General features: G+C 47.6%; 26 protein-coding genes. 3 read left to right on the forward strand and 23 right to left on the reverse strand.

The features are described 5' to 3' along the window. Positions 1-7: 7 nt before the first annotated feature. The 12 genes from AC4EHJ_RS07315 to AC4EHJ_RS07370 form a co-directional block, all read right to left on the reverse strand. Positions 8-1,168 carry an aminotransferase class I/II-fold pyridoxal phosphate-dependent enzyme gene (locus AC4EHJ_RS07315; protein ID WP_490974904.1) on the reverse strand — a complete coding sequence of 387 codons (1,161 nt, stop codon included), beginning with the start codon at positions 1,166-1,168 and terminating at the stop codon, positions 8-10. A gap of 96 nt (positions 1,169-1,264) precedes the next feature. Continuing rightward, positions 1,265-2,179, reverse strand: a complete 915-nt coding sequence (locus AC4EHJ_RS07320) for a DMT family transporter (RefSeq protein WP_490974905.1) — start codon at positions 2,177-2,179, stop codon at positions 1,265-1,267. A 435-nt stretch (positions 2,180-2,614) separates the two neighbouring features. Next, on the reverse strand, positions 2,615-4,075 hold the full coding sequence (gene panF / locus AC4EHJ_RS07325; protein WP_490974906.1) for a sodium/pantothenate symporter: 1,461 nt from the start codon (positions 4,073-4,075) through the stop codon (positions 2,615-2,617). Then, on the reverse strand, positions 4,072-4,341 hold the full coding sequence (locus AC4EHJ_RS07330; RefSeq protein ID WP_490974907.1) for a YhdT family protein: 270 nt from the start codon (positions 4,339-4,341) through the stop codon (positions 4,072-4,074). The genes panF and AC4EHJ_RS07330 overlap by 4 nt, the downstream gene beginning before the upstream one ends. Positions 4,342-4,457: 116 nt before the next feature. Beyond that, positions 4,458-5,756: an efflux RND transporter periplasmic adaptor subunit gene (locus AC4EHJ_RS07335; RefSeq protein ID WP_490974908.1), complete on the reverse strand. Its 1,299-nt coding sequence runs from the start codon at positions 5,754-5,756 to the stop codon at positions 4,458-4,460. Further along, the gene (locus AC4EHJ_RS07340) at positions 5,749-6,441 is read right to left on the reverse strand and encodes a hypothetical protein (protein ID WP_490974909.1); all 693 of its coding nucleotides are present in this window, start codon (positions 6,439-6,441) and stop codon (positions 5,749-5,751) included. Before AC4EHJ_RS07340 ends, AC4EHJ_RS07335 begins: the two co-directional genes overlap by 8 nt. A gap of 183 nt (positions 6,442-6,624) precedes the next feature. Continuing rightward, complete coding sequence (locus tag AC4EHJ_RS07345; RefSeq protein WP_135501577.1) at positions 6,625-6,846, reverse strand: DUF2187 family protein; 222 nt, start codon at positions 6,844-6,846, stop codon at positions 6,625-6,627. 538 nt (positions 6,847-7,384) lie between these two features. After that, positions 7,385-8,326, reverse strand: a complete 942-nt coding sequence (locus AC4EHJ_RS07350; protein ID WP_490974910.1) for a C40 family peptidase — start codon at positions 8,324-8,326, stop codon at positions 7,385-7,387. Positions 8,327-8,349: 23 nt separating this feature from the next. Then, positions 8,350-9,273, reverse strand: a complete 924-nt coding sequence (locus AC4EHJ_RS07355; RefSeq protein ID WP_490974911.1) for a S66 peptidase family protein — start codon at positions 9,271-9,273, stop codon at positions 8,350-8,352. A gap of 48 nt (positions 9,274-9,321) precedes the next feature. Then, on the reverse strand, positions 9,322-10,146 hold the full coding sequence (gene dppA / locus AC4EHJ_RS07360; RefSeq protein WP_490974912.1) for a D-aminopeptidase DppA: 825 nt from the start codon (positions 10,144-10,146) through the stop codon (positions 9,322-9,324). A gap of 526 nt (positions 10,147-10,672) precedes the next feature. Continuing rightward, entirely contained in the window at positions 10,673-11,158 is a 486-nt protein-coding gene (locus AC4EHJ_RS07365) for a transcriptional regulator (RefSeq protein WP_135500208.1), read from the reverse strand. A 101-nt stretch (positions 11,159-11,259) separates the two neighbouring features. Next, a complete protein-coding gene (locus tag AC4EHJ_RS07370; protein ID WP_490974913.1) occupies positions 11,260-11,622 on the reverse strand; it encodes a hypothetical protein in 363 nt (120 codons plus the stop codon). Positions 11,623-11,871: 249 nt separating this feature from the next. Between AC4EHJ_RS07370 and AC4EHJ_RS07375 the strand changes: the two genes are divergently transcribed. Beyond that, positions 11,872-13,404, forward strand: a complete 1,533-nt coding sequence (locus AC4EHJ_RS07375) for a hypothetical protein (RefSeq protein ID WP_490974914.1) — start codon at positions 11,872-11,874, stop codon at positions 13,402-13,404. Beyond that, positions 13,401-16,124 carry a DEAD/DEAH box helicase gene (locus AC4EHJ_RS07380; RefSeq protein ID WP_490974915.1) on the forward strand — a complete coding sequence of 908 codons (2,724 nt, stop codon included), beginning with the start codon at positions 13,401-13,403 and terminating at the stop codon, positions 16,122-16,124. The genes AC4EHJ_RS07375 and AC4EHJ_RS07380 overlap by 4 nt, the downstream gene beginning before the upstream one ends. A 55-nt stretch (positions 16,125-16,179) precedes the next feature. Here the strand turns inward: AC4EHJ_RS07380 and AC4EHJ_RS07385 are convergent, their stop codons facing one another. Together AC4EHJ_RS07385 and AC4EHJ_RS07390 are read right to left on the reverse strand one after the other, a co-directional pair. Then, entirely contained in the window at positions 16,180-16,323 is a 144-nt protein-coding gene (locus AC4EHJ_RS07385) for a hypothetical protein (protein ID WP_490974916.1), read from the reverse strand. Between the two features lie 23 nt (positions 16,324-16,346). Beyond that, complete coding sequence (locus AC4EHJ_RS07390) at positions 16,347-16,751, reverse strand: single-stranded DNA-binding protein (protein WP_490974917.1); 405 nt, start codon at positions 16,749-16,751, stop codon at positions 16,347-16,349. A gap of 282 nt (positions 16,752-17,033) precedes the next feature. Here AC4EHJ_RS07390 and AC4EHJ_RS07395 point away from each other — a divergent pair, with 282 nt between their 5' ends. After that, the gene (locus tag AC4EHJ_RS07395; protein WP_490974918.1) at positions 17,034-17,471 is read left to right on the forward strand and encodes a YwpF family protein; all 438 of its coding nucleotides are present in this window, start codon (positions 17,034-17,036) and stop codon (positions 17,469-17,471) included. Positions 17,472-17,521: 50 nt separating this feature from the next. On the opposite strand, the gene fabZ is transcribed toward AC4EHJ_RS07395, so the two are convergent. From fabZ to atpA, 9 genes are all read right to left on the reverse strand, one after another. Then, positions 17,522-17,962, reverse strand: a complete 441-nt coding sequence (fabZ, locus tag AC4EHJ_RS07400; RefSeq protein WP_490974919.1) for a 3-hydroxyacyl-ACP dehydratase FabZ — start codon at positions 17,960-17,962, stop codon at positions 17,522-17,524. A 104-nt stretch (positions 17,963-18,066) separates the two neighbouring features. Continuing rightward, on the reverse strand, positions 18,067-18,348 hold the full coding sequence (locus AC4EHJ_RS07405; protein WP_490974920.1) for a DNA-directed RNA polymerase subunit beta: 282 nt from the start codon (positions 18,346-18,348) through the stop codon (positions 18,067-18,069). Between the two features lie 186 nt (positions 18,349-18,534). Then, the gene (locus tag AC4EHJ_RS07410) at positions 18,535-19,530 is read right to left on the reverse strand and encodes a rod shape-determining protein (protein ID WP_490974921.1); all 996 of its coding nucleotides are present in this window, start codon (positions 19,528-19,530) and stop codon (positions 18,535-18,537) included. Positions 19,531-19,800: 270 nt separating this feature from the next. Beyond that, a complete protein-coding gene (gene murA / locus AC4EHJ_RS07415) occupies positions 19,801-21,099 on the reverse strand; it encodes a UDP-N-acetylglucosamine 1-carboxyvinyltransferase (protein ID WP_490974922.1) in 1,299 nt (432 codons plus the stop codon). A gap of 343 nt (positions 21,100-21,442) precedes the next feature. Continuing rightward, positions 21,443-21,676: a DUF1146 family protein gene (locus AC4EHJ_RS07420; protein ID WP_135500198.1), complete on the reverse strand. Its 234-nt coding sequence runs from the start codon at positions 21,674-21,676 to the stop codon at positions 21,443-21,445. Positions 21,677-22,055: 379 nt separating this feature from the next. Then, positions 22,056-22,460, reverse strand: coding sequence for a F0F1 ATP synthase subunit epsilon (locus AC4EHJ_RS07425; RefSeq protein ID WP_135500197.1), 405 nt, complete (start codon positions 22,458-22,460; stop codon positions 22,056-22,058). Positions 22,461-22,484: 24 nt separating this feature from the next. After that, positions 22,485-23,900 (reverse strand): F0F1 ATP synthase subunit beta, encoded by a 1,416-nt coding sequence (gene atpD, locus AC4EHJ_RS07430; RefSeq protein ID WP_490974923.1) that lies wholly within the window; start codon positions 23,898-23,900, stop codon positions 22,485-22,487. Between the two features lie 226 nt (positions 23,901-24,126). Next, on the reverse strand, positions 24,127-24,981 hold the full coding sequence (atpG, locus tag AC4EHJ_RS07435; RefSeq protein ID WP_135500195.1) for an ATP synthase F1 subunit gamma: 855 nt from the start codon (positions 24,979-24,981) through the stop codon (positions 24,127-24,129). Positions 24,982-25,032: 51 nt separating this feature from the next. Then, positions 25,033-26,541 carry a F0F1 ATP synthase subunit alpha gene (gene atpA, locus AC4EHJ_RS07440; protein ID WP_490974924.1) on the reverse strand — a complete coding sequence of 503 codons (1,509 nt, stop codon included), beginning with the start codon at positions 26,539-26,541 and terminating at the stop codon, positions 25,033-25,035. Between the last annotated feature and the right edge of the window lie 8 nt (positions 26,542-26,549).

The following is a 26,549-nucleotide window of genomic DNA, read 5'->3' on the forward strand; positions in this document are numbered from 1 at the left end:
AGTGTTGTTATTGTTCCAAAGTTTCGAGCCAAGCTGCGAGGCGCTCCATCGCGCGCTCGAGCGTCGGCATTGAATAGGCGTAGGAAATGCGCAGAAAGCCTTCGCCATACGGCGTAAAGGCAGAGCCCGGCACAGCCGCGACTCCCCCTTCTTTCAATAAACGCGTCGCGAAATCAAAAGATCCCATGCCGTATTTTTCGATAGACGGGAAAATATAAAACGCGCCTTTCGGTTTGACGACGTCGAGCCCCATTTCCAGCAGTTTGCCGTAGACGAAATCGCGCCGCTCTTTGTATGCGCGGTTCATCTCTTCCGGCACGTCGCGATTATTCTTCAATGCTTCGATTGCCGCGTACTGGCTCGGCAGCGACGCGCAGACCGCGTTGTACATATGGACTTTCAATGCATGTTTCATGAATTGTTCCGGCCCGAGCAAAAATCCCATGCGCCAACCTGTCATCGAATGCGATTTCGACAAGCCCTGCACAAGGAACGTCCGCTCTTTTATGGCCGCGTAAGATGCGAATGATGTATGTTCGCCTTCAAATGTATTTTCGCTGTAAATCTCATCCGTCACGACGAAGATGTCATGCCGCGCAAGCTCTTCGACGAGTGGGTCCATTTGCTCTTTTGACAACGTCACGCCGGTCGGATTCGATGGAAAATTGAACAGCACAGCTTTGGTTTTATTCGTTATCAACGCTTTCAGCTTAGCGGCTGTCGGCACGAGGCCGGTATCAGACGTGTCGAGCAGTACCGGTACACCGCCGTTCATCTCGACAATCGGGCTATAGCCCGTATAGCAAGGCGCCGGGATGACCACTTCATCGCCCGGAGCCAGGATTGTCCGGAAAACCGCATCCAGCGCTTCTGTAGCGCCGTTCGTTACGACGATTTCCGTCTGCGGGTCATAGCTAAGCCCGTAGCGGTCTTTGAAAAAAGAGGCCGCTTCGTTGCGCAGCTCGATCAGCCCCGCATTATGGGAATAGCCCGTCAGATTATTGGTGATGGCGTCTTTTCCTGCTTGCTTGACCGCTTCAGGCGTCGGAAAATCCGGCTGGCCGATCGTCAAATTGATGGCATCGGGATAATCAGCCAACTGGTTGAAAAACTGGCGGATGCCAGATATCGGAAGCGCTTCAGCGCGTGGATTCAAAGTTAAAGGCATATGTAGAAAACTCCGTTTCGTATTTGGCTTTCCTCTATTATATTGCATTCCTCAGGAAAATAAACAACTGCGGGCTGCGGAAACGAAAAAAGCGGCTCATAAACTGAGTCGCTTGCGCCGTTTGCGTATCAAATCCTCTGCCGCGCCTGAACCGAACAGCACGCCGACGACAATTAGCACAAGGCCGAACATATGGCGGCCGGTAATGGCTTCGCCTAGAATGACACTCGCGCCGACCAGCGAGAAAAACGTATTGAGATTCATGAAAATGGCGGCTTTTGTCGGGCCTGCCTGGCCAATCGAGTAATTGTACAGCATATGCCCGACCGCTGTGCCGATTACCGCGGAAAAGATGAACGCCAGCCAGAACGTCGGCGGCACATCGAGGAACGCGCGGATTTCGCCAGGCTCCTGCACCAGCGAAATCGCAAACAGTACGAGTGATCCGATGATGAACATATACGCAGTCAGCAAGCGCGGATCCATCGACCCGGCCGCTTTCGAAATGACGATATAGCTCAGGACCTGAACGAAAATCGATACGAAGACAAAAATATCGCCGATATTCATGCCCGTCGCGCCGCCACTGCCGACAAGCACCGTTGCCGCGACACCCGCAAGACCGATAATGACACCGAGCCATTGCAGTTTCGACGGATAAGACCGCATGATGAGCGACACCAGCACCGCTGTCAGCATCGGCCCTGTTCCGAGAATCAGCCCTGCATTCGACCCGCTCGTGATGGCCAACCCGCTCGACAGGAAATAATGGTGGCCTACCACGTTGAGCAGCGAACCCAGGAAAATATACTTCCACTCATTTTTCTTCGGCCACCGCAGCAGCTTTACGAACGCCAGAATCACGAAAACCGAAATCCCTGCAAGCAGGATGCGGAACGCCGTCAGCGTCACCGGTTCTACGAAGCTTACCAAATATTTGACCGAGGGCAGATTAAAGCCCCACGTTAGCATAACTGCCGTTAAAATTGCGTAGATTTTCCATTGTTTCAACTGCTTATGCCTTCTTTCGCCTTACGAATTATCCACTCATTCTACGCCCTATCTGCGAAAAAGTAAATGGATGGCGGTGAAGTGCAAGACGTATTGTTGAATGCATGCTTGCATCGGAATGGGCTTAATCTTCGATTGGAGAGCGTTGCTTTTGGGCTAATGCCGGTTAAAATCGACACAGTTCATGTTAACCGAAATATAGCTCATGTTAAATCTCCCGGACTTCATGATAACTCCTCTAAAGGTCATGTTAATTCCGATTTAGTTTATGTTAACGCGAAAACCTTCTAACCAAAAACATAGTTGCATGCATTTCGCCTAGGCGGAATGCGCCTTTTTAATAAAAGGAGCCGTTCGCGATTGCGAACGGCTTTCACATTAAAGAACTTGATCTTCCGATTTTTCAGCAAACACCTGTTTATGCGGGAAACGTTCTTATTTCACAATCCCCGTCTCGTAATCATATGCTTTTCGTCCGATGAGCAAGCTGAATGAGACAAAAGCGAGCAACGACAGCAAGACCGGCACAGTGACGGTATGGACGCCGAACAAATTGCCGTATGCCGCGTTATAGAAATGCAGCGCGACGTAGCTGGTGATGCCGGTCACCATCGAAGCGATGGCACCGTATTTATTGCTCCATTTCCAGTACAGGCCGAGGACGACCGGCCAGATGAACGCCGCTTCAAGTCCACCAAATGCAAACAAATTAAGGAAGATGAGCAGATCAGGCGGATTGATCGCCAGCAGGAACACGATGGCGCCAAGCGCTCCGGTGACGCCGAACGACAGCCGCTTGATTGTTTTCAAATCGGCGTCCGGTTTGATGTAATTCAAATAAACATCTTTGACGATCGACGAACTGACCAGGATGAGCAGCGAATCTACCGTCGACATGATGGCAGCCATCGGAGCAGCAAGAACGATGCCTGCTGCCCAAGGCGGCAAGGTTTCAAGCGCGATGAGCGGAATGACCTTGTCCCCGATTTCGATGCCCGGCAGGATAGGACGTGCAAAAACGCCGATCAAGTGCATATTCAACATGATAAAACCGGTAACGATCGTACCGATGATGAGCGCACGATGCATCGAACGCGCGTTTTTATAAGACATTGCGCGCACGGCAATCTGCGGCAGGCCAACAACTCCGACCCCGACGAGTATCCAGAAAGACGATACGTATGCCGCACTCAAATTGCCATCTGCACCAAATGGCGTGACGAGGTTCGGATTTTCATTGATCAAATCGTTCATAATGTTCGGAATGCCGCCGCCTGCGATAATGACGGCAATCAGCAGCACCAATGTGCCGAGGAACATGACCGCCCCTTGCACCGCGTCGGTCACCGCCACAGCGCGGAATCCGCCGATAGTGACGTAGACGAGCACACTGACCGCAAAGATGAACAACGCCGTGTTGTACGGCAAGCCGGTCAACGATTCAACGAGGCGTGCGCCGCCGATCCATTGCGCGGCCATTGCGGAAAACAAGAAGACGATGATGCTGAATGCCGACAGCAAAACAACCCACGTGCTGCTATAGCGGGCTTTCAAAAAGTCGATCATCGTGATGGCTTGGTAGCGGCGCGCCATGATGGCGAACTTCTTACCGAGGATCATCAACACGAAATAGCCGGTGGCGACTTGCGTCATGGCGAGCAGCACCCAGCCGAAGCCCAACGTGTATGCGGTGCCTGGGCCGCCGAGAAAGCTCGACGCGCTGCCATAGGTCGCAACCATCGTCATCGCTAGGACAAAGCCGCCCAGTTCACGGCCGCCAAGGAAATAATCGCTGATGAAGTTTGTGCTCACGGCCAGTTTCTTGCTTGACCAATAGCCGATGGCAAAAATAACGACCAAAAACACCAGCATCGGAAGCAGGACTGCAAAATTCATCGGACGTCCTCCTCTTCATCGAACGGGACTTCTACAAAGAAAAACTTTACGATGACGATGACCAGTACGACCATCAAAAGGAAACCGACGACGCAGCTATAGAAAAACCAGTCCGGCAAGCCGAAAATATATGTATATTCCTCAACCGGGCGCGAGCCCAGCCCATAAGCGAAGCCGAACCACCAGATAAAATTGAAGATGGCGAGGCCCAGTCCAATCAATGCTTCACGGTTAGCCACTTTAAAACGCCAGTCCTTCTCTTTCATTTTTTCCACTCCATTCCCTAAAACCTGCCATTAACTTTATCGTACCAATTGCGCTCGCCGCTGTCACTCTCTTTCAAGGCAGTGAAAAACCCGGAAGCAGCCGCTTCCGGGTTGGATTACCGTGCCAATAAATATTCGACGTATTTGCGCCAATCGGTTGTTTTTGCAAATTCGTAATCAGGCTGAATGCTTGGGAACGGCATGAAGACAGTCTGCGCCTTCTGGAAATCCCTTAGCTTTCGTTCATTCAACACGATCGAACCTGCTGCTACGCCCTCTGTTAGAACCGCTTTGCCGCCGACATCAAATCCGATGGTTACCGGCGCGAGCGCCGCTTTGCCGGTTTGTGACAGGACGTACGCCGACCCGCTCGTATCAAAGCGATCAAAAATCCATGGTTCCGGCAACGCCACAGCGTCAGCGGCTTCGTTAATGATGATTTCAGCATTTGCGCTGCTGCCGAGCGGCAATGCCGCTTCGACTTCTGGCCCGATGCCGATCTGCACTTTATAAAATGCAATCGGATTGGCCTGTTCAATTGGATCAAGCCCCTTATAGGCTTCAAGCCATTTCGAAGGTTCCGCTGGAATGGCGTCTACACTTAAAATGGTGCCTGGAACAGCTTGCCCCAAGCCTTCCGCTTGGACCATGACCCGGTCTTCCGCAGCCACTTCATGCCATTCGTCTTCCAAAAGGTAGGTCACGAATGTTTTTTCAGGCGAGTAAATCTCCACGCTGAGCGGTTCTTCCGTGCGATTGATTTTTGCGATAATGCCTTCCGCCGGGCTGATCAACGCCGGAGTTGATGCGCTTTGGTTCAATTGCGCATTGACAACCGCCAGCTGTGAATCGATTGCCGCTAAGCGCTGTTCAGCTTGGGCGATTCCAGCTGCATAAGAGCCGTCCTGCGGCACTTCGACGCCGACATTCAAATCGACGTTGAAGTTGACCGTGTTGCCTTCGTCGTCCGTTTCAGCGGACCGGTCAGATTCGCTGCGAGATTCGGCGCCGCTATTGGACGAGCGCGCCGATTCAAGGGCCTGCAACGAACTTTGCACTTCACCTCTTTCAGCTTCTAATGCGCTCTTTTCAGATTCCCATACCGCGCGCTGGTCTTCCGACTCCGCTTCATTTAGGGCTGCAAGCTCAGACCCCGCCTGTACCACATCCCCTTCTTCAACGAGCCATTGTTCGATGGCCTGTGAATCCTGGACGTAGATCTGGACAGTTGAAAGTGGTGCCGCCACTGCTTCTTTAGGAAGGTTTTCTTCGTATTTATCCGTATATGCCTGTTCATACTCGCTGACATAGATGTTTTTGGAAATGATGCTTTTTTCTCCGAATAACAACAATGCGTTTGCTGATATGAATGCAATCACTGCCACAGAGAGGCCGATGAAAAAGAATTTATTCAACAGAAGGACCTCCTCTCGTGAAATCGCTGAGCATTTCGCCGAGCGGTACAAAGCTCAAAGAGGCGATTGCCAGCGCCACAAGGATGTGCAGCACAATCAGCAGCAATAAAATCAGCTTGGGTGAATATTCTTTAAAACTGCGGATATAACGGTATTGGACTGCGATGATCAAAGACGTGAATATCGTCAATTGGTTAAAGAAGTAAATGAGGAACGGAATGCCGATAAAAGTGGCTGCCAGCGGTCCGAACGAGAACAGCGACACGGGCATCGTGTAGCCAGCCAGTGCAAAAATCAGGAATGTCAGCGTTTTTTCAACGACCAGCAATCCTAACACGTAAGTCTGCATGACGATTGCAGCGCGCCATGGCATTTTCAGGAATTTCCAGAACAAAAAAGCCGTTCCATACGAATGGAATGCCAAATATACCCCGGCCCAGATTAACGTGCCGGCGAGTGAAGCCCAGCGCGCCAATGTGTATTCCGCCCATTGGCCCTCCGCCAAATAAGGCGTCAGGGAGGCTGTGTTCATGCCCCAGATTTCGCGCAGCGCAAAAACCAGTATGCCGAATGCAATGATCCAGCCAAGGCGTTTATTGAATTGGCGCATTTCGCCATTTTGTAAGTTATGTATCAATTCACCCTGTCGGACGAAATAATGCCAGAATCTAAAATCAAATATCATGCTATGTGATTCCTTTCAACGCCAATAGTGGTTTTACTTTCTTTATTTTAACAAAAAAGCCGATGCTTTGAAACTTTAATAATGCACAATTTTCAAATCACTGCCTTTCGGCCAATAAAAAACCGCAGGCAACTCGAATCTTGCGAGTTTGCCTGCGGTTTGGCTCCCACCTTGCTGCGGGATTTAAACGATTTTGTATTTCTTATGGGAGATTACGGTCATGTTTGATGCCGCACCAATTTCTTTAGCGTCTTCGGGCGAAATTTCAACAATCACCGAGTTGTCCATAATTTTAAAAATGGTTCCATTAACTTCAACGCCATTGCGTGTGAAAGAAATCCATTCGCCAATTCTACGGGCTGCTACAAATTCCGATACTTCTTTTTCATGCGGTTGAAATGCCATCGTCATCCACGCCTCTCTGTTTATAGAAACAATATCTAGTAATTATAACATAAAAGCGATGGAATTTCACGTTTTAAAGAGGTGAGAGAAACTGTTTATAGACGTTTCATTTCGCTTCAGGCGGACGCTTTCCGCGGGCCTGGCTTCAGTCTCCTCGTCGCTGCGCTCCTGCGGGGCCTTCAGCTCAGGTCGCTACGCTGCGCCCGCAGGAGTCGCCGCCTTCCGCTTCATTCAAAGGTATTTCTTAATAGTGAACCATTTCTTTGATCAAAGAACTTTAAAGATACAATTTATGCAGTTCCTCAATGATGTGTAGATATGGAGCAAAACAGCTCCGACTCCCGCGGGATAGCGAAGTGCCGAAATCCACTCGGGCGCTAGCACGAGTTAGTTCGGCGCAAGCCCGCAGGAAAGATATGGCCGAAGGTAGTTCGGCCGTATCTTTGCGACGAAGCAGCGAAGCGATGCAGGAGCATATGGGCTTGCGGAGCTGTTTTGCGGAATATCAACTTTACAAGCTATAGAGATGTAAACTACGTTACGCTTCAGTGCCTTCTTTTTCCGTGAAACGGCGCACGGCGCAAAGTTCTTTTTTGTAGACGGTGCCGGCGAGTTCGATGATTTCAATCGCTTTGCCCGGCGTCGGAGAATGGATCATCAAGCCGTTTCCGTAATAGATCCCGACGTGATGGATTTTTCCTTTGCCTTCTTCGTAAGCGAAGAACAAAAGATCGCCGATATGCCAGTCATGCTCGTTTTCGGTGTTGATTTCAACGCCTTCGGCCGCCTGCTCTTTTGCATCGCGTGGAATAATTACGCCGTTTGCTTTCAGCATATTGTAGCTGAGCCCCGAGCAATCATAGCCGTAGCTCGACATGCCTCCCCAGAAATACGGCAATTGCAAAAATGTTACAGCCAAGTTTGCGACGTCCACGCCGGTGCCTTTTTCCATTCCTTCGAAGCCGCGGGCGACTACCGCTTGCTCCGCCATGATGAATGCGTCGCCCGCAGGCGTCTGCACACGGATGAATTCCCCCAATTCCTTGACCGGCAGCATCGTATTGAATGGCACCACGAGAAGCGGTTTGAAATCTTCGGTCCATAATTGAGACATGGAGGAAACGACACGGGCGTACCCGAGCTCATCGAGTGTTTCCACTTCCTTCAGTTGGTCGATAGGCACCCAGCCCGGGTAGCCGCGCTCATCTTTTTGCGACGGCTGCCAGATAGCTGCGATTTTCGCCCAGCCATCCGCCACTTCATCAATCACTACCGGTTCCCCAAAAAGGAGCTGCGACTGAACGCGGTTGCTGTCGACCATGTCACGGCTTTCTTCCGCCGTCATCGCATTGATCCATTTGTTGATATTAGGCGTTTCCCCTAAACCTTCCGCATCTACTTCCCGGATTTTTTCCGGTGCCGTCCATATGGTTGCAACAGGCACATTGCATACCCATCTTGTCGATTCTGTCTGCAACATTTTTCTCCTCCGTCCTTGTTCGCTTACTCTACACCCGGCAAAACCGTCAGTGTCAGTGCGTCACCGTCAAGCCGAGCTTTCGCGCCGAGCGGCACAGAGAAATGCGGTTCGCAATGGCCGATCTTGAAACCCTTTACTACAGGCACTTTCAAGTCTTTGAAATAATCCGCAAACACTTCGTCCAAGCTCAACGAGCGTTCAGGCTTTTTCGGATCTGAATTTTTGAAATCACCGATGATGATGCCAGCGACTTCCTCGAATTTCCGAGCCATCTTCAAATGGTTCAGCATTTCATCGACCTGATAAGGCTCTTCATCGATGTCTTCAATCAATAAAATCTTGCCTTTTGTATCGAGTTCGAATTTGGTGCCGATTGCACTTCTGACCAACGACAGATTGCCTCCGACCAATTCCCCTTCAGCCTGTCCGCCCACTAGTGCTTCAAGCGGCGCGACTTCTTCCGTATAATGCAGCTCAAACGGTTCGAACAGCTGGCCGAACATCCGCCCGCTGCGCTCATGAAATTCGTCTTTCCCAACATCTGAAGCCAGCATTGGTCCATGGAATGTCACGAGGTCCGCATATTGTCCGATTGCTGTGTGCAGAAACGTGATATCCGAATAGCCCCAGAATACTTTCGGGTTTTCTTTGATCATCGCGAAATCGATGCGATCTGTATAGCGCGCCGCTCCGTATCCGCCACCCGCGCAAATGATGCCGGCGATGTTCGGATCTTCGAACATCTCATGCAAATCTGCAAGGCGCGCATCGTCGTCTCCAGCCAGGTGGCCGCGTTTCGCTTCCACGGATTTGCCCATTTTGATGTTGAGCCCCAATTCCTCTATAAATGGCAAAGCTTTCTTCAAATTTTCTAAGTTTGGCGGGCTCGAAGGCGAAATGATGCCGACCGTGTCGCCTTTTTGCAGCCGTTTTGGCGTTTTACGCAAATAAATCCACTCCCAATTTCAAATATGTGCATGTCTAGCATACCGTTTTCAGCAAAATTTGGCATGCATCGCAAGTTCTGTCATGACCAGCATCGCCCGATAAGCTTCCAAAATGTCCTTTGATTGAAAACGCACAACAGTCGTCCCATCCTCAATTTCACAGCCCGGCATCATCGCCGCCAACTCCGCTTCGCCATAATTCGTGAATTCGATTCTCAGCAGCGGTTCAGCTGGCGGTTCCAGCGGTTTGACATTGTTGCAGTTATCAATAGCCGCTGCCGTTTGGCGCGCCAGCAAACCTTGCGCTTTTTTCGGATGCAGTGTCTTGACCGCTGAACGCGAAATAGATTCTTTCACTGCCACCGTGACGACGTTTGGAATAAGCGCTTCCGCCTCTCGGCATGCACAATCATCCCCCGCTACCATAAGCACAGGCACACCGAAATGTCCGGCAACATATGCGTTAAAGCCCAACTCGCCAATTTCGGTTTCATTGATCCACATCGATCGCACACCGAAAATCATAGCGTGTGACATGACGCCTTTTTGGCCCGCCCGCGCGTGGTAGCCTGCAAAAAAAGCTCCATCATAAGATGCGTCCAGCCCTTCCATCATTGAAAAAGCTTTAACGCCGCCCGTGATCAGCAGCGCGTCTTCATGCAGATTTTCTGCAATCAGGTTATTCATCTTTGAATGGCTGTCATTCACGACGAACTCTTGCGCTCCGTGGCTGAACGCACTCGTGATAATAGCATTGGCATCGGCCGTCATCAATCGGCGTCCGCGTTCGTAATTTGGTTCAGCTGAATCTACATATGTATAATCAGGCAACGCCGTCACACCTTCCATGTCCATCGACAGATAAAACTTCACCCTGCAGCACCCTCTCACTTCAAATTGTCGGAAACTTCCTTCTATTTACTGTATCAACTGGGAGGCGACATTTCAATCTGCGCCTTGCCTTTTAAATAGTTCTGGCTGTTTTACATTTCTATAGAAAATTGTTTTATTTTTGAATTTTTAGTTATTTTGGTCCATTGTAACAATTTCATGCTCTATTATAATAAAAATAGGTCAAAAAGATATCTGAAAAATCGAATTACATTATTCAGTAATATTTTTTCAGATAATAGACATTCAAAAAGGGGCGGATTGAGATGAATTTTGACAAAGTACTTGAATTGGGTTGGGAAGATTTAGCATTGGGGATTGGCGGTTCTGCAATTGTCATGTTCGTTATCAATTATGTCACTTTGTTGTAAGAAAAATTTGATGCAGCTCTTATAAGCCCTTTTCCGCATACAACGGAAAAGGGCTTTCACGCGTTTTTAGGCATACAAAAACGCCTGTCCTTTGTTCTGGGTGCGGACAGGCGTTTATCCATTGGCTGCTTTCACTTTTAAAAACCTCCATTTTCCTGTTTTTCAAGCATCTGGCGTTCAAGCAATTGTTGTTCCAGTAACCTAAAGAACATTGCTTCGTCATGCGTCGCTAGAGCATAGTCAATCATCCGATCAAAGTTTTCTTTTTCCAGAAACTGAATCGCTTCCTGCGCTTCTTCCCTAGCTTGATCATTCACTCCGTGCAGCCCCGCTCTCTCTTCTTGTAGGATTGCCTGTAAATGTGTATGGATATCCGATACCAGCAGCAGCTGGTATAACGGCAAGCGTATAAATCTATTGCCTTTTTGGAAAACAAACACTTCGGATAGATTTTCCACTTGGAGGGTATTTAAATTGACGATGATTTCTTTTCCTTCTACCGGTATAAAGTGGAACAATTCATCATCTTTCAGGATTGAAAAGTATTGATAGGCGAACACGAACTTGACCAAATGCCCTTCTTTCTTTGTATAAAAAGGCTTCATCAATTTAACCTGCAGCATCTCACTCCCCCCTTTTGGTTAAAGATTTTGAAAATTCTTACTACAATTATGATATCATAAATTTCTCATTTTGGATATAAAAAAGCACAAGGATTATCACCTTATGCCAAAGGTTTTTTCAGCCTTTTTTTGGAAGAAACGATAAAATTCATTTCTCCTGAAGCTGTACTAAGAACCATTTTTTCGAGCAGAAATTGCAGAAATTTCGTGAATTCACCGTCGCTTAATTCCCCTTTATGGAGCACAATGCGACTTGCTGCGAAATCAATTTCCGCTGATTTCCGCGTCCCTTCCAGCTTTTCTTCACTCCGCAAGATCACTTTGCTGCCCGAAGAAGCAATGTGCCAGCAGATTTTTTCGTAATTGCCGGATCTTGCCGGTCCGTAAACTTGCCACTCCATAACGCTTTCCTGTTTCAATAAATACCCGATTTCAGGAATCTCCAATATAATTGATTGGACCATAGTGCGCCTCCTCAAACGATTTTTTCATAGGACTTTTTCTTCTAAATGATTCCAAATCCCTTACAATCAATGAAATTTTTTTATTATTTTTTTTACTTCAGATTCCCTCTCAACCCTGCGCACGCTGAAAAGCACGGCATATTTTGCATCTTTAAATAAGCGTTGCGGAGCAATACTTTGTCTTCATCGTTTACGCCGCCATTTTAAAGCCGTATAATAGAAGGAAAGTTTTATTTTGGAGCGATGCATATGGCTACGGTTCAGTCCCTGGCAAAACGATTCGATGATACGATCCACAATTATATGGCTGCTATCGACAAATCACTCACTCCATCACGGGAAATGGATGAGGAAATGGTTCGAAAAGCAGTCTTTTTAGTGCGCCACGACGGCGTACAGATACTGTCATTCAATGAAGAACGGCTTTTGCTTGAAGCGATCGTCAAGGACGCCCATACTGTGAAGGTCGTCTTGAACTTCGATATAATGAACGCCATCTGCGCCTGCCCACAGCCCGATATGTGCCGCCACCGGCTCGCAGTGATTTTTTCGCTGTACCAGAAAGTCGGCTCATTATCGGAATGGGTTGCCGCTTGGCGGGCGCAGCCGAGCAGCCAGCTGAAAATGCTGGCGGAAAAACGCTCACCGGCGCAATGGACGCAGATCATCAAAAGCGTCTGGCGCGATCCGATTCCTGATTACACGACGCGCAATTACTTCTATTTTGAGCAGATGTTCGAAGGGCGTTTGAAAAATGCCTTGTCGTTCGTGCCTCTTGAACGGGAATGGAAAGTGTTTTACCGCACTTATGCCCATTTGATTTCCTTGATGGAAGTCTGGGATACGTTTATTTCCGGCACCGAAGAAGTCCATCATTCGTTTTTCAAAACTTGGTTCGAAGACGAATTACACGCCTTGCGCGATTTGCTCGATCAATTGCGCGTTCAGCACCGGACATTTGAGGCGGATGCCTTTTTGGACCATTTAAGAAAACTCGTTCGTTCATTCATTGAAACCAAAAACGGGTCGTTTTCACAACGTTTTACCGTGTACCGGCTTTTCTGGACTGCATTGTTCACTTCGGATAAATTGCGCAGCACCGAAGCGGCCGCTTTTGCGAAGCCCGACCACCGCATCACCGCGTTTTTTGCCATCTTGTCCGGTGATGACGTTGTTGTCCAAAAAACCGCACCCGGTGAGACTGCAGATTGGGTGCAGCTCGCGATCCAGGCGGAGACCGAGCAGCATCAACAAGCACTGACTGCTATTTTAATGGCAATCAAACCACATGTGAAAACCTATTTGTTCGAAGGCCTCTATACCCAGTATCGCCACCAATATGTGCGCATACTGAGCCGCCTTTTCTCACAGATCCATTTGAGCGAAGAGGATTGGGAAGACCTGTTCAAGCAATTCGGCCATTATGGGTTGCCGGCCTATTCAACTTACCTGATTGAAAAACAATTATATAAACAATGGGCAGAGCTTCATCATCTCCATAATTCGCCGCTCTATTTCGTCGAGGAATGCGGCTTGAAAAACGTGCAGGACGCCGCACCTGACTTTGTTCTTCCGCTATACCACCGTTTTGCGATGGATTTTCTGGAAGAGCGCAACCGCCCCGGCTATAAACAAGCCGTGCGGATTTGGAAAAAGATGAAAGCCGCCTGCAAGAAAAGCGGTCAACTGGAGTTCTGGAACGCTTACATGACCGAAGTGCGTACACAGAACAAGCGCCTGCGGGCACTGCAGGAAGAGATCGAGAAAGGACATCTTTTATGAATCAGTTTCAGACAGAAGGAAGCAAAACCTATTATTTAAAGATCAGCCGCGCTGAAGAGTTCCGCATTCAGGCGACCAACGAAGCGGGGAACCGCATTCCTCCTGAAATCTGGAAACCTTATCTCTATTTTTTAGACAAGGCGAGTTTTTACGGTTTGACGTCGCGTATCGACGGACTGGACTTGCTCCTTACACCAGCTGATTTCGTGCGCTTATTTCAGCAGAAACCTCATCATTACGTGTCGTTTCTCGGGCAAAGCCCTGCAGATGATGTCTGGCTCAGCCTTGCTTCACGGGTCTCCGATTCACTAAACGATCCCGAATTATGGAATCACGTCGAAGTCGATGGCGATGACATCGTCATCCGAGATTCTTACGGCGACGCGGAAATTCTGTCGTTCCTAGCAGATACCATCCGCCATCAGCTGCGCCAAAAAGGCTTGTCGCCGGCTCAATTGCCGTTCATCAGCCATTTCGTCCAGCAAGTTGGCTGGGACGGATTGCCTGCTGCCGACGATTATGTGCTGGCCGCTCAATTGAGCGAACCTGATGAAGACGCGTTTTGGTCCTTTAAAGTCGTACTGCGCACGAAACGCGGAGCCGTTTATTGGTCCCCTTCGAAGCGCCGCATGAACGAACCGTTCGAAAAAGTGCTGCCTGAAAAATGGCGCACCCATGCAAGCGAAATCCAGGAAAGGCAGTCTCTGCTTCTAAGCCTCTGCCCTGCTGTTGAATATTTTGAAAGCGACCGCTTTTATCAAGCCGAATGGACCGATGCGCAAGTGCTCGACTTTTTGCGCAACGATGCAGAGATTCTGCAATCGTTCGGCATCGAAGTATCAATCCCTTCGTGGCTGAAAGCAGTGCAGGAATCCAAAGTGCGTGTCAAAGCGAATGTCCATTCTCCGATCAAAAAAGCATCGGTTGTCGGACTCGACCAGATCATCCGCTTTGACTGGCAGTTTTCGTTGAATGGCCATGAGCTCAGCATGCAGGACTTTAACCAGCTCGTCTCCGAGAACAAGGAATTCATCCGGATCGGAAATGAATGGGTGCGCGTTGACTCCGCATTGCTCATGCAGCTCCGCAAGATGATCGAAGAAGCGGAGGACGCGGATTGGACCATCAAGGACATGCTGTTCCAGAACGTCCCTGAAATCATGCTGGAAGAAAATATCGAAGAAGACGATCCACTTGTCGAGTACCACCTGAACAAGTCGCTGCGTACACTACTCGATAAGCTGCTGGATAAGCGCGACTTGCCGCCGACTCCGGTTCCAGCCAATCTCCTTACTACGCTGCGCCCCTACCAAAAGACCGGTTTCGATTATTTGGTTTTCATGCGCGAGGAAGGCTTCGGCCTGTGCTTGGCCGACGATATGGGCCTTGGGAAAACGGTTCAGCTGATTGCATATTTGCTGCATGTCCACAGTAAAAATCCTGGACAGCCGTCGCTTATCATCTGCCCGACTTCGGTGCTCGGCAACTGGCAGAAAGAGCTCGAACGTTTTGCGCCTGACTTGAAAGTGGGTATGCATTACGGCAGTACCCGCCCGAAAGGCGAGCAATTCACGAATTACCTTGAAAGTGAGCGCCCCGATGTGCTGTTGTCCACTTACGGCATCGCCTCTTCGGATGCTGAAGAAATCCAAAGCATCAATTGGACCAGCATCACGCTTGATGAAGCACAGAATATCAAGAATATGTACACGAAACAATCGCGCACGATCCGTAAATTCAAAGGCGGCCATCACATCGCTTTGACTGGGACTCCGATTGAAAACCGCTTGTCTGAGCTATGGTCAATTTTTGATTTTATCAATAAAGGCTACCTCTATCGGATTAAGCAATTCCAGGAAAACTTCATGATTCCGATTGAACGGGATGATTCCGAAGAGCATAAAGAAAAATTGCGTCAGCGGATTCAACCGTTCCTGCTGCGCCGCACCAAGAAAGATCCGGATCTGCAGTTGAACCTGCCAGAAAAATTGGAGCAATTGGAGTATTGTCCGCTTACGCCTGAGCAAGCTGCGCTTTATGAAGGGCTTGTACAGGATACGGTGCAGAAAATGGAGACGCTCACAGGCTTCGAGAAAAAAGGGCTTGTGCTGAAGATGCTTAGCAAACTGAAGCAATTATGTAATCATCCGTCTTTATACTTGAAAGAGCCGTATACCAACGCGGATGAAATTCTGCCTCGTTCACAGAAGCTGGAGCGTATAGTGACTCTCGCCGGAGAAATAGCGGAACGCGGGGAACAATGTTTGATCTTCACTCAATATATCGGTATGGGGCATCTTCTGCAGCAGGCCATCAATGAGCTTTATGGCCACGAAGTGCCGTTCTTGACCGGCAGCATGCCAAAAAATCAGCGCGATTCGCTGGTGGCTGCTTTCCAAGCGGGTAAATTCCCAATCTTTATCTTGTCATTGAAGGCAGGTGGTACCGGCCTTAACTTGACCGCCGCAACGCATGTTCTTCACGCGGATAGATGGTGGAATCCAGCTGTCGAGAATCAGGCAACTGACCGGGCTTATCGCATCGGGCAGACGCAATTCGTGCATGTCCATAAATTTGTGACGATCGGGACCATCGAGGAAAAAATCGATTCACTTCTGACACAAAAACAATCGATGTCGGAACAGTTTATCCAGTCAAGCCAATGGATGACCGAGCTGTCTGACAACGAACTGAAGGAATTGTTCACTTATAATCTTTAAAATGATTCGGCCAGGCCCCCACCTGGCCGAATTTCCTTTTTAGACGGAAAAACCTTCACCCTTTTTCAGCGGAACGGAAAATCGCTTTCATTTCACTTAGTTCCCGTTCCGCCTCGCTCAATCGCTGATGAAGCAAGGCGGTCAGCCTGATCAACTGCTCCATATGCACTTCCAATTGCAATTGCACGTCTTTCGGCATCGCTAAGTGCCTCCCTTTTCATGTTATACGGTTACTTTATCCGTCGCTGGCGGCGGGAAGTCAAAATCTGCTGCAGATTCTGGTTCCCTTTGGACGGCCTCCGTTTTCTCCTTCTTTTTGTCGAGAAACCGGATCTGGTCCCCCAGTATTTCTGTGACATAGACGCGCGTGCCGTCTTCTTTGTCGTAAAAGCGGGATTGCAGCCTGCCGCTCACCGCAACAAGCGCACCTTTATGGCAGTATTTGTGGATATTAAGCGCTGGCCGTCCCCATGAGGAACACAGCACAAAATCCGTTTCCACTTCTCCTTTCTGATTTTTGTAATTCCGGGAAACTGCCACGACGAATGACGTATGTACGCGCCCTTCAGGCAATTCCCGCATCACCGGATCTTTTGTCAAACGCCCTACAATACCGACTTGGTTCATGTATTCACCTCCTTTGGATTACCCAAATCATAGATCGAACAGCGAATATTGCGCAAAAGGGCAAAAATAGGATTTGGGGGATATCTGGGCTCGATATTTTATTTTTCAATAAATGCAAAAGAATTCTACGTTTATTTTCACTAGAACTAGCGGGAAAAGCACTGATTTTCCTCTTTTTTAAAATTTCGAATTTTGCATAATGCGCATGAAAATTTCTAGTGTATGCACTGAAAAATAATGGCTGTGATATACTGGAAAAAAGTGATGTTTGGAGTGAGATTCGTGAAAACATTTAAAATGCTATCGCTCGGGGTTGTCGAAAATGATGTAGTGACAGATTACCCGCTTGAAGATGGAATCATCATCAATCAGGAAAATAGCCATCGTTCGTGGGTGATGGAAATGCTGATGGACATCCGCTATTTGGAGACATTCAAAAGAATGATGGAAACCGGCCATATCTACGACGTCAAAGTCGTCATCTCCTACCCGGAAAATGAACCGGCCACATTCGAAGTAGCCATATATGGAGTGAAAGTCATCGGAGAACAAATTTCCGTGCTACTGAAAGGCACCCTGAAACGGGCGCGCAGGAAGTACGCTGAGACGCTTCTATCAGAATTGCTGGAAGACGGCCTTGAAGGTGAAGAATTGCTCGAGCGTTTTGAACACGATATGCGTAAACGTCCAAGCTTGAGAAAAGACGAAGCAAAACAATAAAAAAAGCTGGAATCCAGGGATATTCCCCGGATTCCAGCTTTTTTGCTCCTTCATTTCGTTTCAGCAACCGGCCCTAGTGCGAAAAGGATATCGCATTCGCAGACAAGTTCGCCGTCAACAGTGGCAATGGCACGCCCTTTGCCCATAGAACCGCGCAATTTCGTCAATTCCACTTCCAGCTTCAATTGATCACCCGGTACAACTTGGCGCTTGAATCGGCAATTGTCGATGCCAGTGAAGAACGCCAGCCGTCCTTTGTTTACATCAAGCTGAAGAACCGCTGTTGCTCCGACCTGTGCCAAGGCTTCAACGATCAAAACGCCTGGCATTACCGGATAACCCGGGAAATGGCCGTTAAAAAACTCTTCGTTTGCTGTTACATTTTTAAGTCCGACCGCTCTTTTTCCCGCTTCGATTTCCAAAATGCGGTCCACCATTAGAAATGGATAGCGGTGCGGCAAGATTGCCTGAATCTGTTCTACTGTCAACATGGTTCCAACCCCTTTGAATTCTTTTCGCAGTTGAGCGGCTGCGGAATAAACTCATCTCCAGCAGCCTTCAACTAATCCTTGCAGCTAAAAAACAAGAGCGGAAATTATTTCTTTCCGCTCATGATATCGATAATATGCTGCCACGTTTCCCATTTCAGTGCATCTTTCGCGTTGCCGTCACCGATCACGCCATAACCAATCATTGATCCCAGCGCAGCTGCAATAACGATTAGTAGCAATACGATGATAATGCGGAGCCAAATCGGAAACATGCGGATTTGCACCCAGCGAGTCTTTTTCACTTCCTTTTTTGCCACAGCTGCATCTCGTTCCGGAGCTTTTCTTGTTTCTTTATGAAAAAGAATTTTCTTATTTGTTTCAGCCATTTACTCAGTCAACCTTTCCATTGATGCATCCGCCCTCCAAGCTTGGGCTGTTTGTCGCCGAAACTCTACTGTTATGTATATTTTCCGCGCGCATCTGCATTAGTTGTCATTATACTAAAAATATGCGGATTTGCCATATGCCATTCGTCATAAACCTTGCATACAGCCTAGCTTCCAGCAATCCACTTAACGGCGCTTCGACAAACGTCCCATATTGTCCAGCATGATGCCGGTTCCTAAAGCCACGCAATCCATTGGGGTTTCCGACACAGTTACAGGCACTTTCAACTCGTCAGCCAATAATTTCTCCATGCCATGCAGCATTGCACCGCCGCCTGTCAAAATGATCCCGCGGTCGATTATGTCTGCGGATAGCTCAGGCGGTGTTTTCTCCAGAACATTTTTTGCTGCTGTGACAATCATGCCGATTGATTCTTTTAAGGCCTCTTCTATTTCAGAAGAATGGACTTTGATGACGCGCGGCAAACCCGTCACCATATCACGGCCGCGCACTTCCATTTCTTCTTTTCGGTTGCCTGCTAAAACCGAACCGATCTGGATTTTGATGTTTTCTGAAGTGCGTTCACCGATCAATAATTTATATTGGCGTTTAATGTATTGAAGAATGTCGTTATCAAATACATCGCCTGCAACTTTGATCGATTCGCTCGTGACGATGTCACCCATTGACAGCACGGCTACATCTGTCGTACCTCCGCCGATATCGACTACCATATTACCGCTCGGCTGGTATATATCCATGCCCGCGCCAATGGCTGCGACTTTCGGTTCTTCTTCCAGATAAACTTTTTTGCCTCCTGATTTTTCCGCAGCTTCCCGAATTGCTTTTTGCTCGACACTTGTTACGTTTGTCGGACAGCAGATCAAGATTCTCGGCTTCGTCATAAAGCCTTTCACCTTCAAGCGGTTAAGAAAATATTTCAGCATGATTTCTGTGACATCGAAGTCCGCAATAACGCCATCTTTCAATGGGCGTACAGCGACGATGTGTTCCGGTGTGCGGCCGATCATTTTCCGTGCCGCTTCCCCTACCGCAAGCACTTGATTTGTTTTACGGTCCAGAGCTACAACAGATGGCTCATTCAATACGATGCCTTTGCCTTTCACATGAATCAGGACGTTAGCCGTCCCTAGGTCTATTCCTATATCTTTTGAAAACATTTAAACCGTTTCCCCTTCCAAATCTAGCACAACAATTATTGAGCCTGAAAAAGACTCTCCTAACTGAACATTTTATCATAGGTATGAGATAAAAGAAAAAGAATTTTCAAGGAATATAGTCCTCTTTTGGAAGAAGCCGTTCTCTTTTCCCGTTGCAACTGCTAAGTCTTTTAGTTTATTGGCATAATATTTTGCGCTGGCTTACCAAAGATTTCAGGCATATAAAAAGCCTGCCGGCATATAACCGGCAGACTTGAAATATAAATGAGATTAGACCATTTGCTCTTCTTTTACTTCTGTTTCCACAGTCGTAACACGTTCGATATCAGCACCTAATGCAGCTAATTTTTTATGGAAATTCACGTAGCCGCGATCCAAGTGATACAATTCGTTAACGCGAGTGATGCCCTCAGCAGCCAATCCTGCCAATACAAGCGCCGCTGCTGCTCTTAAGTCAGTTGCAGCCACTTCTGCTCCTTGAAGCTTAGAAGGCCCTTCCATGATCACTGAACGCCCTTCAATTTTAACAGACGCGTTCATGCGGCGGAATTCTTCAACGTGCATAAAACGGTTTTCGAAAACTGTCTCTGTCAGAATGCCGCTGCCTTGAGCTGTCAGCATCAATGACATCATCTGGGACTGCATGTCTGTCGGGAATCCCGGGTGAGGCATTGTCTTAATATCGATCGAACGAAGCGGACGGTTTGAACGGATGCGCAAACCTTCTTCTTCTTCTTTCACATCAACGCCCATTTCCTCCAATTTGGAGATTAAAGCCGCCATGTGTTCTGGAACTGCATTTTCAATGATGACGTCGCCTTCTGTGATAGCGGCCGCAACCATGAACGTTCCAGCTTCAACGCGGTCAGGGATGATGTAATGCTCTGTGCCACTCAATACTTCCACGCCTTCGATGCGCAATGTATCTGTGCCAGCGCCAATGACTTTGCCGCCCATTTCGTTGATGTAATTTGCCAAATCAACGATTTCTGGTTCTTTAGCCGCGTTTTCGATAATCGTTACGCCGTCAGCCAAAGCTGCTGCCGTCATGATGTTTTCAGTTGCGCCGACGCTTGGGAAATCTAAATAAATTTTAGCGCCGCGCAGACGGCCGTTAACGGTCGCTTCCACGAAACCATTGCCGAAAGTGATTTGTGCGCCCATCGCTTCAAACCCTTTTAAATGCAATTCAATCGGACGTGATCCGATTGCACAGCCGCCTGGAAGAGCAACTCGAGCGAATCCATTACGTGCAAGCAACGGCCCCATAACCAAAATTGAAGCGCGCATTTTACGAACGTATTCGAATTGCGCTTCGCTTGATAAGGTGTTTGATGCATCAATCACCATTTCATTTTTTTCCGGGAAGTATTCAACTGTTGCGTTCAAACTTTTCAAAACTTCTTGAATCGTGTAGACATCCGCCAAGTTTGGAACTTCTTTGATAACGCTTTTGCCATTCGAAGCCAGCAAAGATCCTGCCAATACTGGCAAAACTGCATTCTTCGCCCCTTCGACACGTACTTTCCCTTTAAGTTGTTGGCCGCCTTTTACAATAATTTGATCCACTGATATGCCCTCCATCTATAATGTGATTTATCTATATGTACACTCTGTACGTTAAAGTCCTATGTCATAATTTAGAAACAAAACCTTTCTCATAATACCTGTATTTTACTAAAATAACAAGTATCTATGGAAAGTTTTTAATAACAATTATGTTTTATGGCTATAATTTTCGCAAAACTGACAAATTTTCTGCCCTTCGCTAGAAAGAGTACTGCACTTTCATGACAATGTTATTTTTCCCTTTTATTTCTAAACTAAACCTTAATCCCTATTTTATTTCCCGGGAAATAAAAAATTTGCTTTGCTGCCATGAGAACATTTGTCCATGTGCAGCAAAGCAAACTTAGAAAAGATAGGGCAATTGCCTAGACCATACCGAGATATTCAAAAAGAAGGTCGATACGGCCAATCCGATTGATATGCTTAAAAAGATATATAAAATTTGCGCTTGCAGCACGTGTTCCTTGCGGATCCATTTTTCAAACATAACTGCCCGCATAGCGAAAAATGCTACACCCGTAAAAAAGATATGGCTGAATATCGAAATCAAGGCCTGCTGCCCAATCATAGTCTCCATTTTATTCACTCCTTTGCGCGAATGTAGGCTGTATAAGTAGAACTAAAGAAATTAAAGTTTACATACCGCTTCGGACGCTTTGGGCTTCGCGCTCGCCAACGGCAAGCCCAGATATTTTGCGGAATATGACAATAAAAAATTATTAGCTCCACTTATTTAGCTAATAAAAAAAGCGGACAAAAGTCAAAAGCCCTTCTGTCCGCTCATTTTCTTTTAGTCTAGCTTTAGCAGCTGAACAGCCGCTTACGCTTTTCTTATTGTCCAGCTTCAGCGACCAGATTCTTGGGTCATAAGCCACTCTGGCTGTGCGGCTGAAAACATGCCGCTTCGCCAGTGCGTCTTATGCCCGTCGAATCTACACGGTCGCTTACGCTTTTCTTTAAATGTTACCCTCATAAACGTTGATACGATTCATCGCACGTTTTAACGCTAATTCTGCTCGTTTAAAGTCGACTTCATCTTTATGCGCCTGAAGCATCGCTTCTGCACGTCTTGCAGATTCTTGTGCACGCGCCAGATCAATATCTGTCGCAAGCTCTGCGGATTGTGCAAGAATTGTTACTTTATCAGGGCGAACTTCCAAGAATCCACCGCTCACAGCTGCCAATTCAGTCGAGTTGTCTTTTTTCAATCGGACTGCGCCGATTCCAAGGGGGGCAACTGTCGGAATGTGGCCAGGCAAGATACCCATCTCACCGGTCGCTGTAACTGCTATTACCATAGAAACTTCTGAATCGTATACTGGGCCGTCGGGAGTGACAATATTGACTTTAATGGTCTGCATTTTTTTCCCTCCTGGTCCCTGGTTTTAGACTTGTACGCCCATGCCTTTGGCTTTTTCGATTACTTCTTCAATACGCCCTACCAAACGGAAAGCGTCTTCAGGCAAGTGATCGTATTTGCCGTCAAGAATTTCTCTGAATCCTTTGATCGTTTCCTGTACTGGCACGTACGAACCTTTTTGGCCCGTGAACTGCTCAGCTACGTGGAAGTTCTGAGATAGGAAGTTTTGAACGCGGCGCGCACGGTTAACCGTTAGCTTATCTTCGTCGCTCAACTCATCCATACCTAGGATTGCAATGATATCTTGAAGTTCACGGTAACGCTGAAGCGTTTCTTGAACTTCACGGGAAACTCCGTAATGCTCTACTCCAACAATTTCAGGCGACAATGCGCGAGAAGTCGAAGCCAAAGGATCCACGGCTGGGTAGATACCCATTTCAGAAAGTTTACGCTCAAGGTTCGTTGTTGCATCCAAGTGAGCGAAAGTTGTTGCAGGAGCTGGATCCGTATAGTCATCGGCTGGCACATAGATCGCTTGGATCGATGTTACTGAACCGGCGCTAGTTGTCGTGATACGCTCTTGCAATTGGCCCATTTCTGTAGCAAGTGTCGGCTGGTAACCAACCGCTGAAGGCATACGGCCTAAAAGGGCTGAAACCTCAGAACCGGCTTGTGTGAAACGGAAAATGTTATCGATGAAGAGAAGAACGTCAGCGCCCTGCTCGTCACGGAAGTATTCTGCCATTGTCAAACCACTTAAAGCTACACGCATACGTGCGCCAGGCGGCTCGTTCATCTGGCCGAAGACCATTGCTGTTTTCTTGATAACGCCGGATTCGCTCATCTCGTGGAATAAGTCATTTCCTTCGCGTGTACGCTCACCAACTCCAGCGAATACTGAAAGTCCGCCGTGCTCTTGAGCGATGTTGTTGATCAATTCCTGGATTAGAACTGTTTTACCTACACCAGCACCACCGAAGAGACCGATTTTACCGCCTTTGATGTAAGGGGCAAGCAAGTCAACAACTTTGATACCAGTTTCAAGGATTTCGATTTCAGTGGAAAGATGTTCGAAAGTCGGCGCTGAACGGTGAATCGGGTTACGCATTTCTGTAGCCGGAATTTCTTCGCCTAAATCGATAACTTCGCCAAGTACGTTGAATACACGGCCTAATGTTACATCTCCGACTGGAACAGTGATAGCGCTGCCCAAATCAGTTACTACTGAACCGCGTTGCAATCCATCAGTAGACTCCATTGCAATAGTACGTACAGTGTCGTCACCAAGGTGAAGAGCTACCTCCAACGTCAATTTTACTTGAGGTTGGTTTGGACGATTAATTAATACTGTTAGGGCGTTGTAGATCGCTGGAAGATGGCCATCGGCAAACTTAATGTCTACAACCGGTCCCATAACTTGAAGAACGTGTCCTGTGTTCATGCTGTTCCCTCCTGTCTTACTTTTTTCTTTATACAATTTAACGAACCGCATGACTCCCGCTTTGATGGCAGGAGCTTGGCTGATCGTTTGATGTTTTGTTTTATGTCTAGCTTCAGCGCCCAGCCCCTCGAGTCGCTTCAGCCTTACCAACAATGGCAGAGAACGCTATTACTGGCAAGGCTTCCAGCGCTTGTCGGTGCTAGACGGGCGCTTACACTTTTCTTTATTATTCTAAAGCCGCTGCTCCGCCGACGATTTCAGTGATTTCCTGAGTGATCGCAGCTTGTCTCGCACGGTTATATGAAAGTGTCAACCCATTGATCAAGTCAGTCGCATTATCTGTTGCGCTCTTCATTGCGGTCATGGACGCAGCGTGTTCACTTGCCTTGCCGTCAAGGACAGCACCAAAAATCAAGCTTTCTGCGTATTGCGGAAGAAGCACTTCTAAGATGGCTTCAGCTGATGGATCGAACTCGTAAGAAGCAGTTGCTCCAGTCGCTTGGATATCCGTAAGAGGCAGGACTTTCTTTTCAGTGACGTCTTGCTGAATTGCAGAGGCGAAGTGATTGTAGTACATATAAACTTCGTCATACGTACCGTCTGAGAACATACCAACAGCTTTGCGCGTAATTTCTTTGATGTCTGCAAAAGTCGGATGATCTGGAAGTGCGATTGCACTTTCAAGAATCGTCATTCCTTGTTTGGCAAAGAAATCCCGACCTTTACGGCCAACGCTTAGGATAACAAACTCATCATTGGATGTATGGCGTTCGTTGATTCTAGCCATTACTGTCCGCAGGATGTTGCTGTTATATCCGCCGACTAAGCCGCGATCCGATGTGATCACAAGGTAAGCCGTTTTCTGCACAGGGCGTGTCATCATCATTGCATGCGTCTCGTTTGAGCCAGCTGCAATTGATGCTACAACGTCCTGAATTTTCTCCATGTAAGGAACGAATGCTTTCGCATTCATTTCCGCACGGTTCAATTTCGAAGCAGAAACCATCTGCATTGCGCGGGTGATCTGGCTTGTTTTCTTGGTTGACGTAATTCGGTTCTTTATATCGCGTAAAGATGCCACTGGTATTTCACCACCTTATTATTTTTTGTTCTAATCCGGACTGGTCGGAAATTACTCTGATTTTGCGAATGTGCGTTTGAAATCGTTGATCGCTGCGCCAAATGCGTCGTCAGAAGGCAATCCTTGAGTCGTGCGAATAGTATCCAAAACTTCAGTGTGGTTCGTATCCAACCAGCTTGTCAATTCTGCTTCGAAACGAGTGATGTCTTGAACTGGGATATCGTCAAGGAATCCGCGTGTCAATGCATAGAAAATAACAACTTGTTTTTCAACTTTAATCGGGTTGTTCAAATCTTGCTTCAAGACTTCAACTGTGCGTTTACCACGCTCAAGTTTTGCTGCAGTAGCTGCATCAAGGTCTGAACCGAACTGGGAGAATGACTCCAATTCACGGTAAGCTGCCAAGTCAAGGCGCAAAGTACCAGCAACTTTTTTCATTGCTTTGATCTGAGCTGAACCACCAACACGTGATACAGAAAGACCGGCGTTGATCGCTGGGCGAACACCAGAGAAGAATAGATCAGACTGAAGGAAGATTTGTCCGTCAGTGATCGAAATTACGTTTGTTGGAATATAAGCAGAAATATCGCCAGCTTGTGTTTCAACGAATGGAAGGGCAGTGATTGATCCTGAACCTAATGTTTCGTTCAGTTTCGCAGCACGCTCCAACAACCGTGAATGCAAGTAGAAGACATCCCCTGGGTAAGCTTCTCGGCCTGGTGGACGGCGAAGCAATAGTGAAAGTTCGCGGTAAGCAGATGCTTGTTTCGTCAAATCATCATAAACGATCAAAACGTGTTTGCCGTCAAACATGAATTCTTCAGCCATTGTGATACCTGCGTAAGGAGCAAGGTACAATAATGGAGCCGGCTGTGAAGCTGAAGCCGTTACTACGATTGTGTAATCCAAAGCACCGTTTTTGCGGAACGTTTCAACTACGTTACGTACTGTAGATTCTTTTTGTCCGATTGCAACATAGATACAGATCATGTCTTGGTCAGCTTGGTTCAAGATCGTATCGATTGCTACAGACGTTTTACCTGTCTGGCGGTCACCGATGATCAATTCGCGCTGTCCGCGGCCGATTGGTACTAATGCGTCAATCGCTTTGATGCCTGTTTGAAGCGGTTCATGAACCGATTTACGGGCCATAACGCCTTGGGCAGGGCTTTCGATTGGGCGTGATTTAGTTGTGTTGATCGGTCCTAGACCGTCAACAGGCATGCCTAGTGGATTTACTACGCGTCCGATAAGTTCTGATCCTACCGGTACTTCCATAATGCGGCCAGTACGACGTACTTCATCGCCTTCTTTAATGTCTGCGAATGGGCCAAGGATAATAATACCAACATTGTTGGCTTCCAAGTTTTGCGCCATACCAAGGACACCAGTTGAGAACTCTACAAGTTCTCCAGCCATGACGTTGTCGAGGCCATGAACACGAGCGATACCGTCACCGACTGTGATTACTGTACCAATATCGTCAACTTGCATTTCAGATTGATAATTTTCAATCTGCTGTTTAATCAGGACACTGATTTCTTCAGCTTTGATGCTCATGTATGTCA

It is taken from the genome of Planococcus sp. TJ-301, from assembly GCF_058268475.1.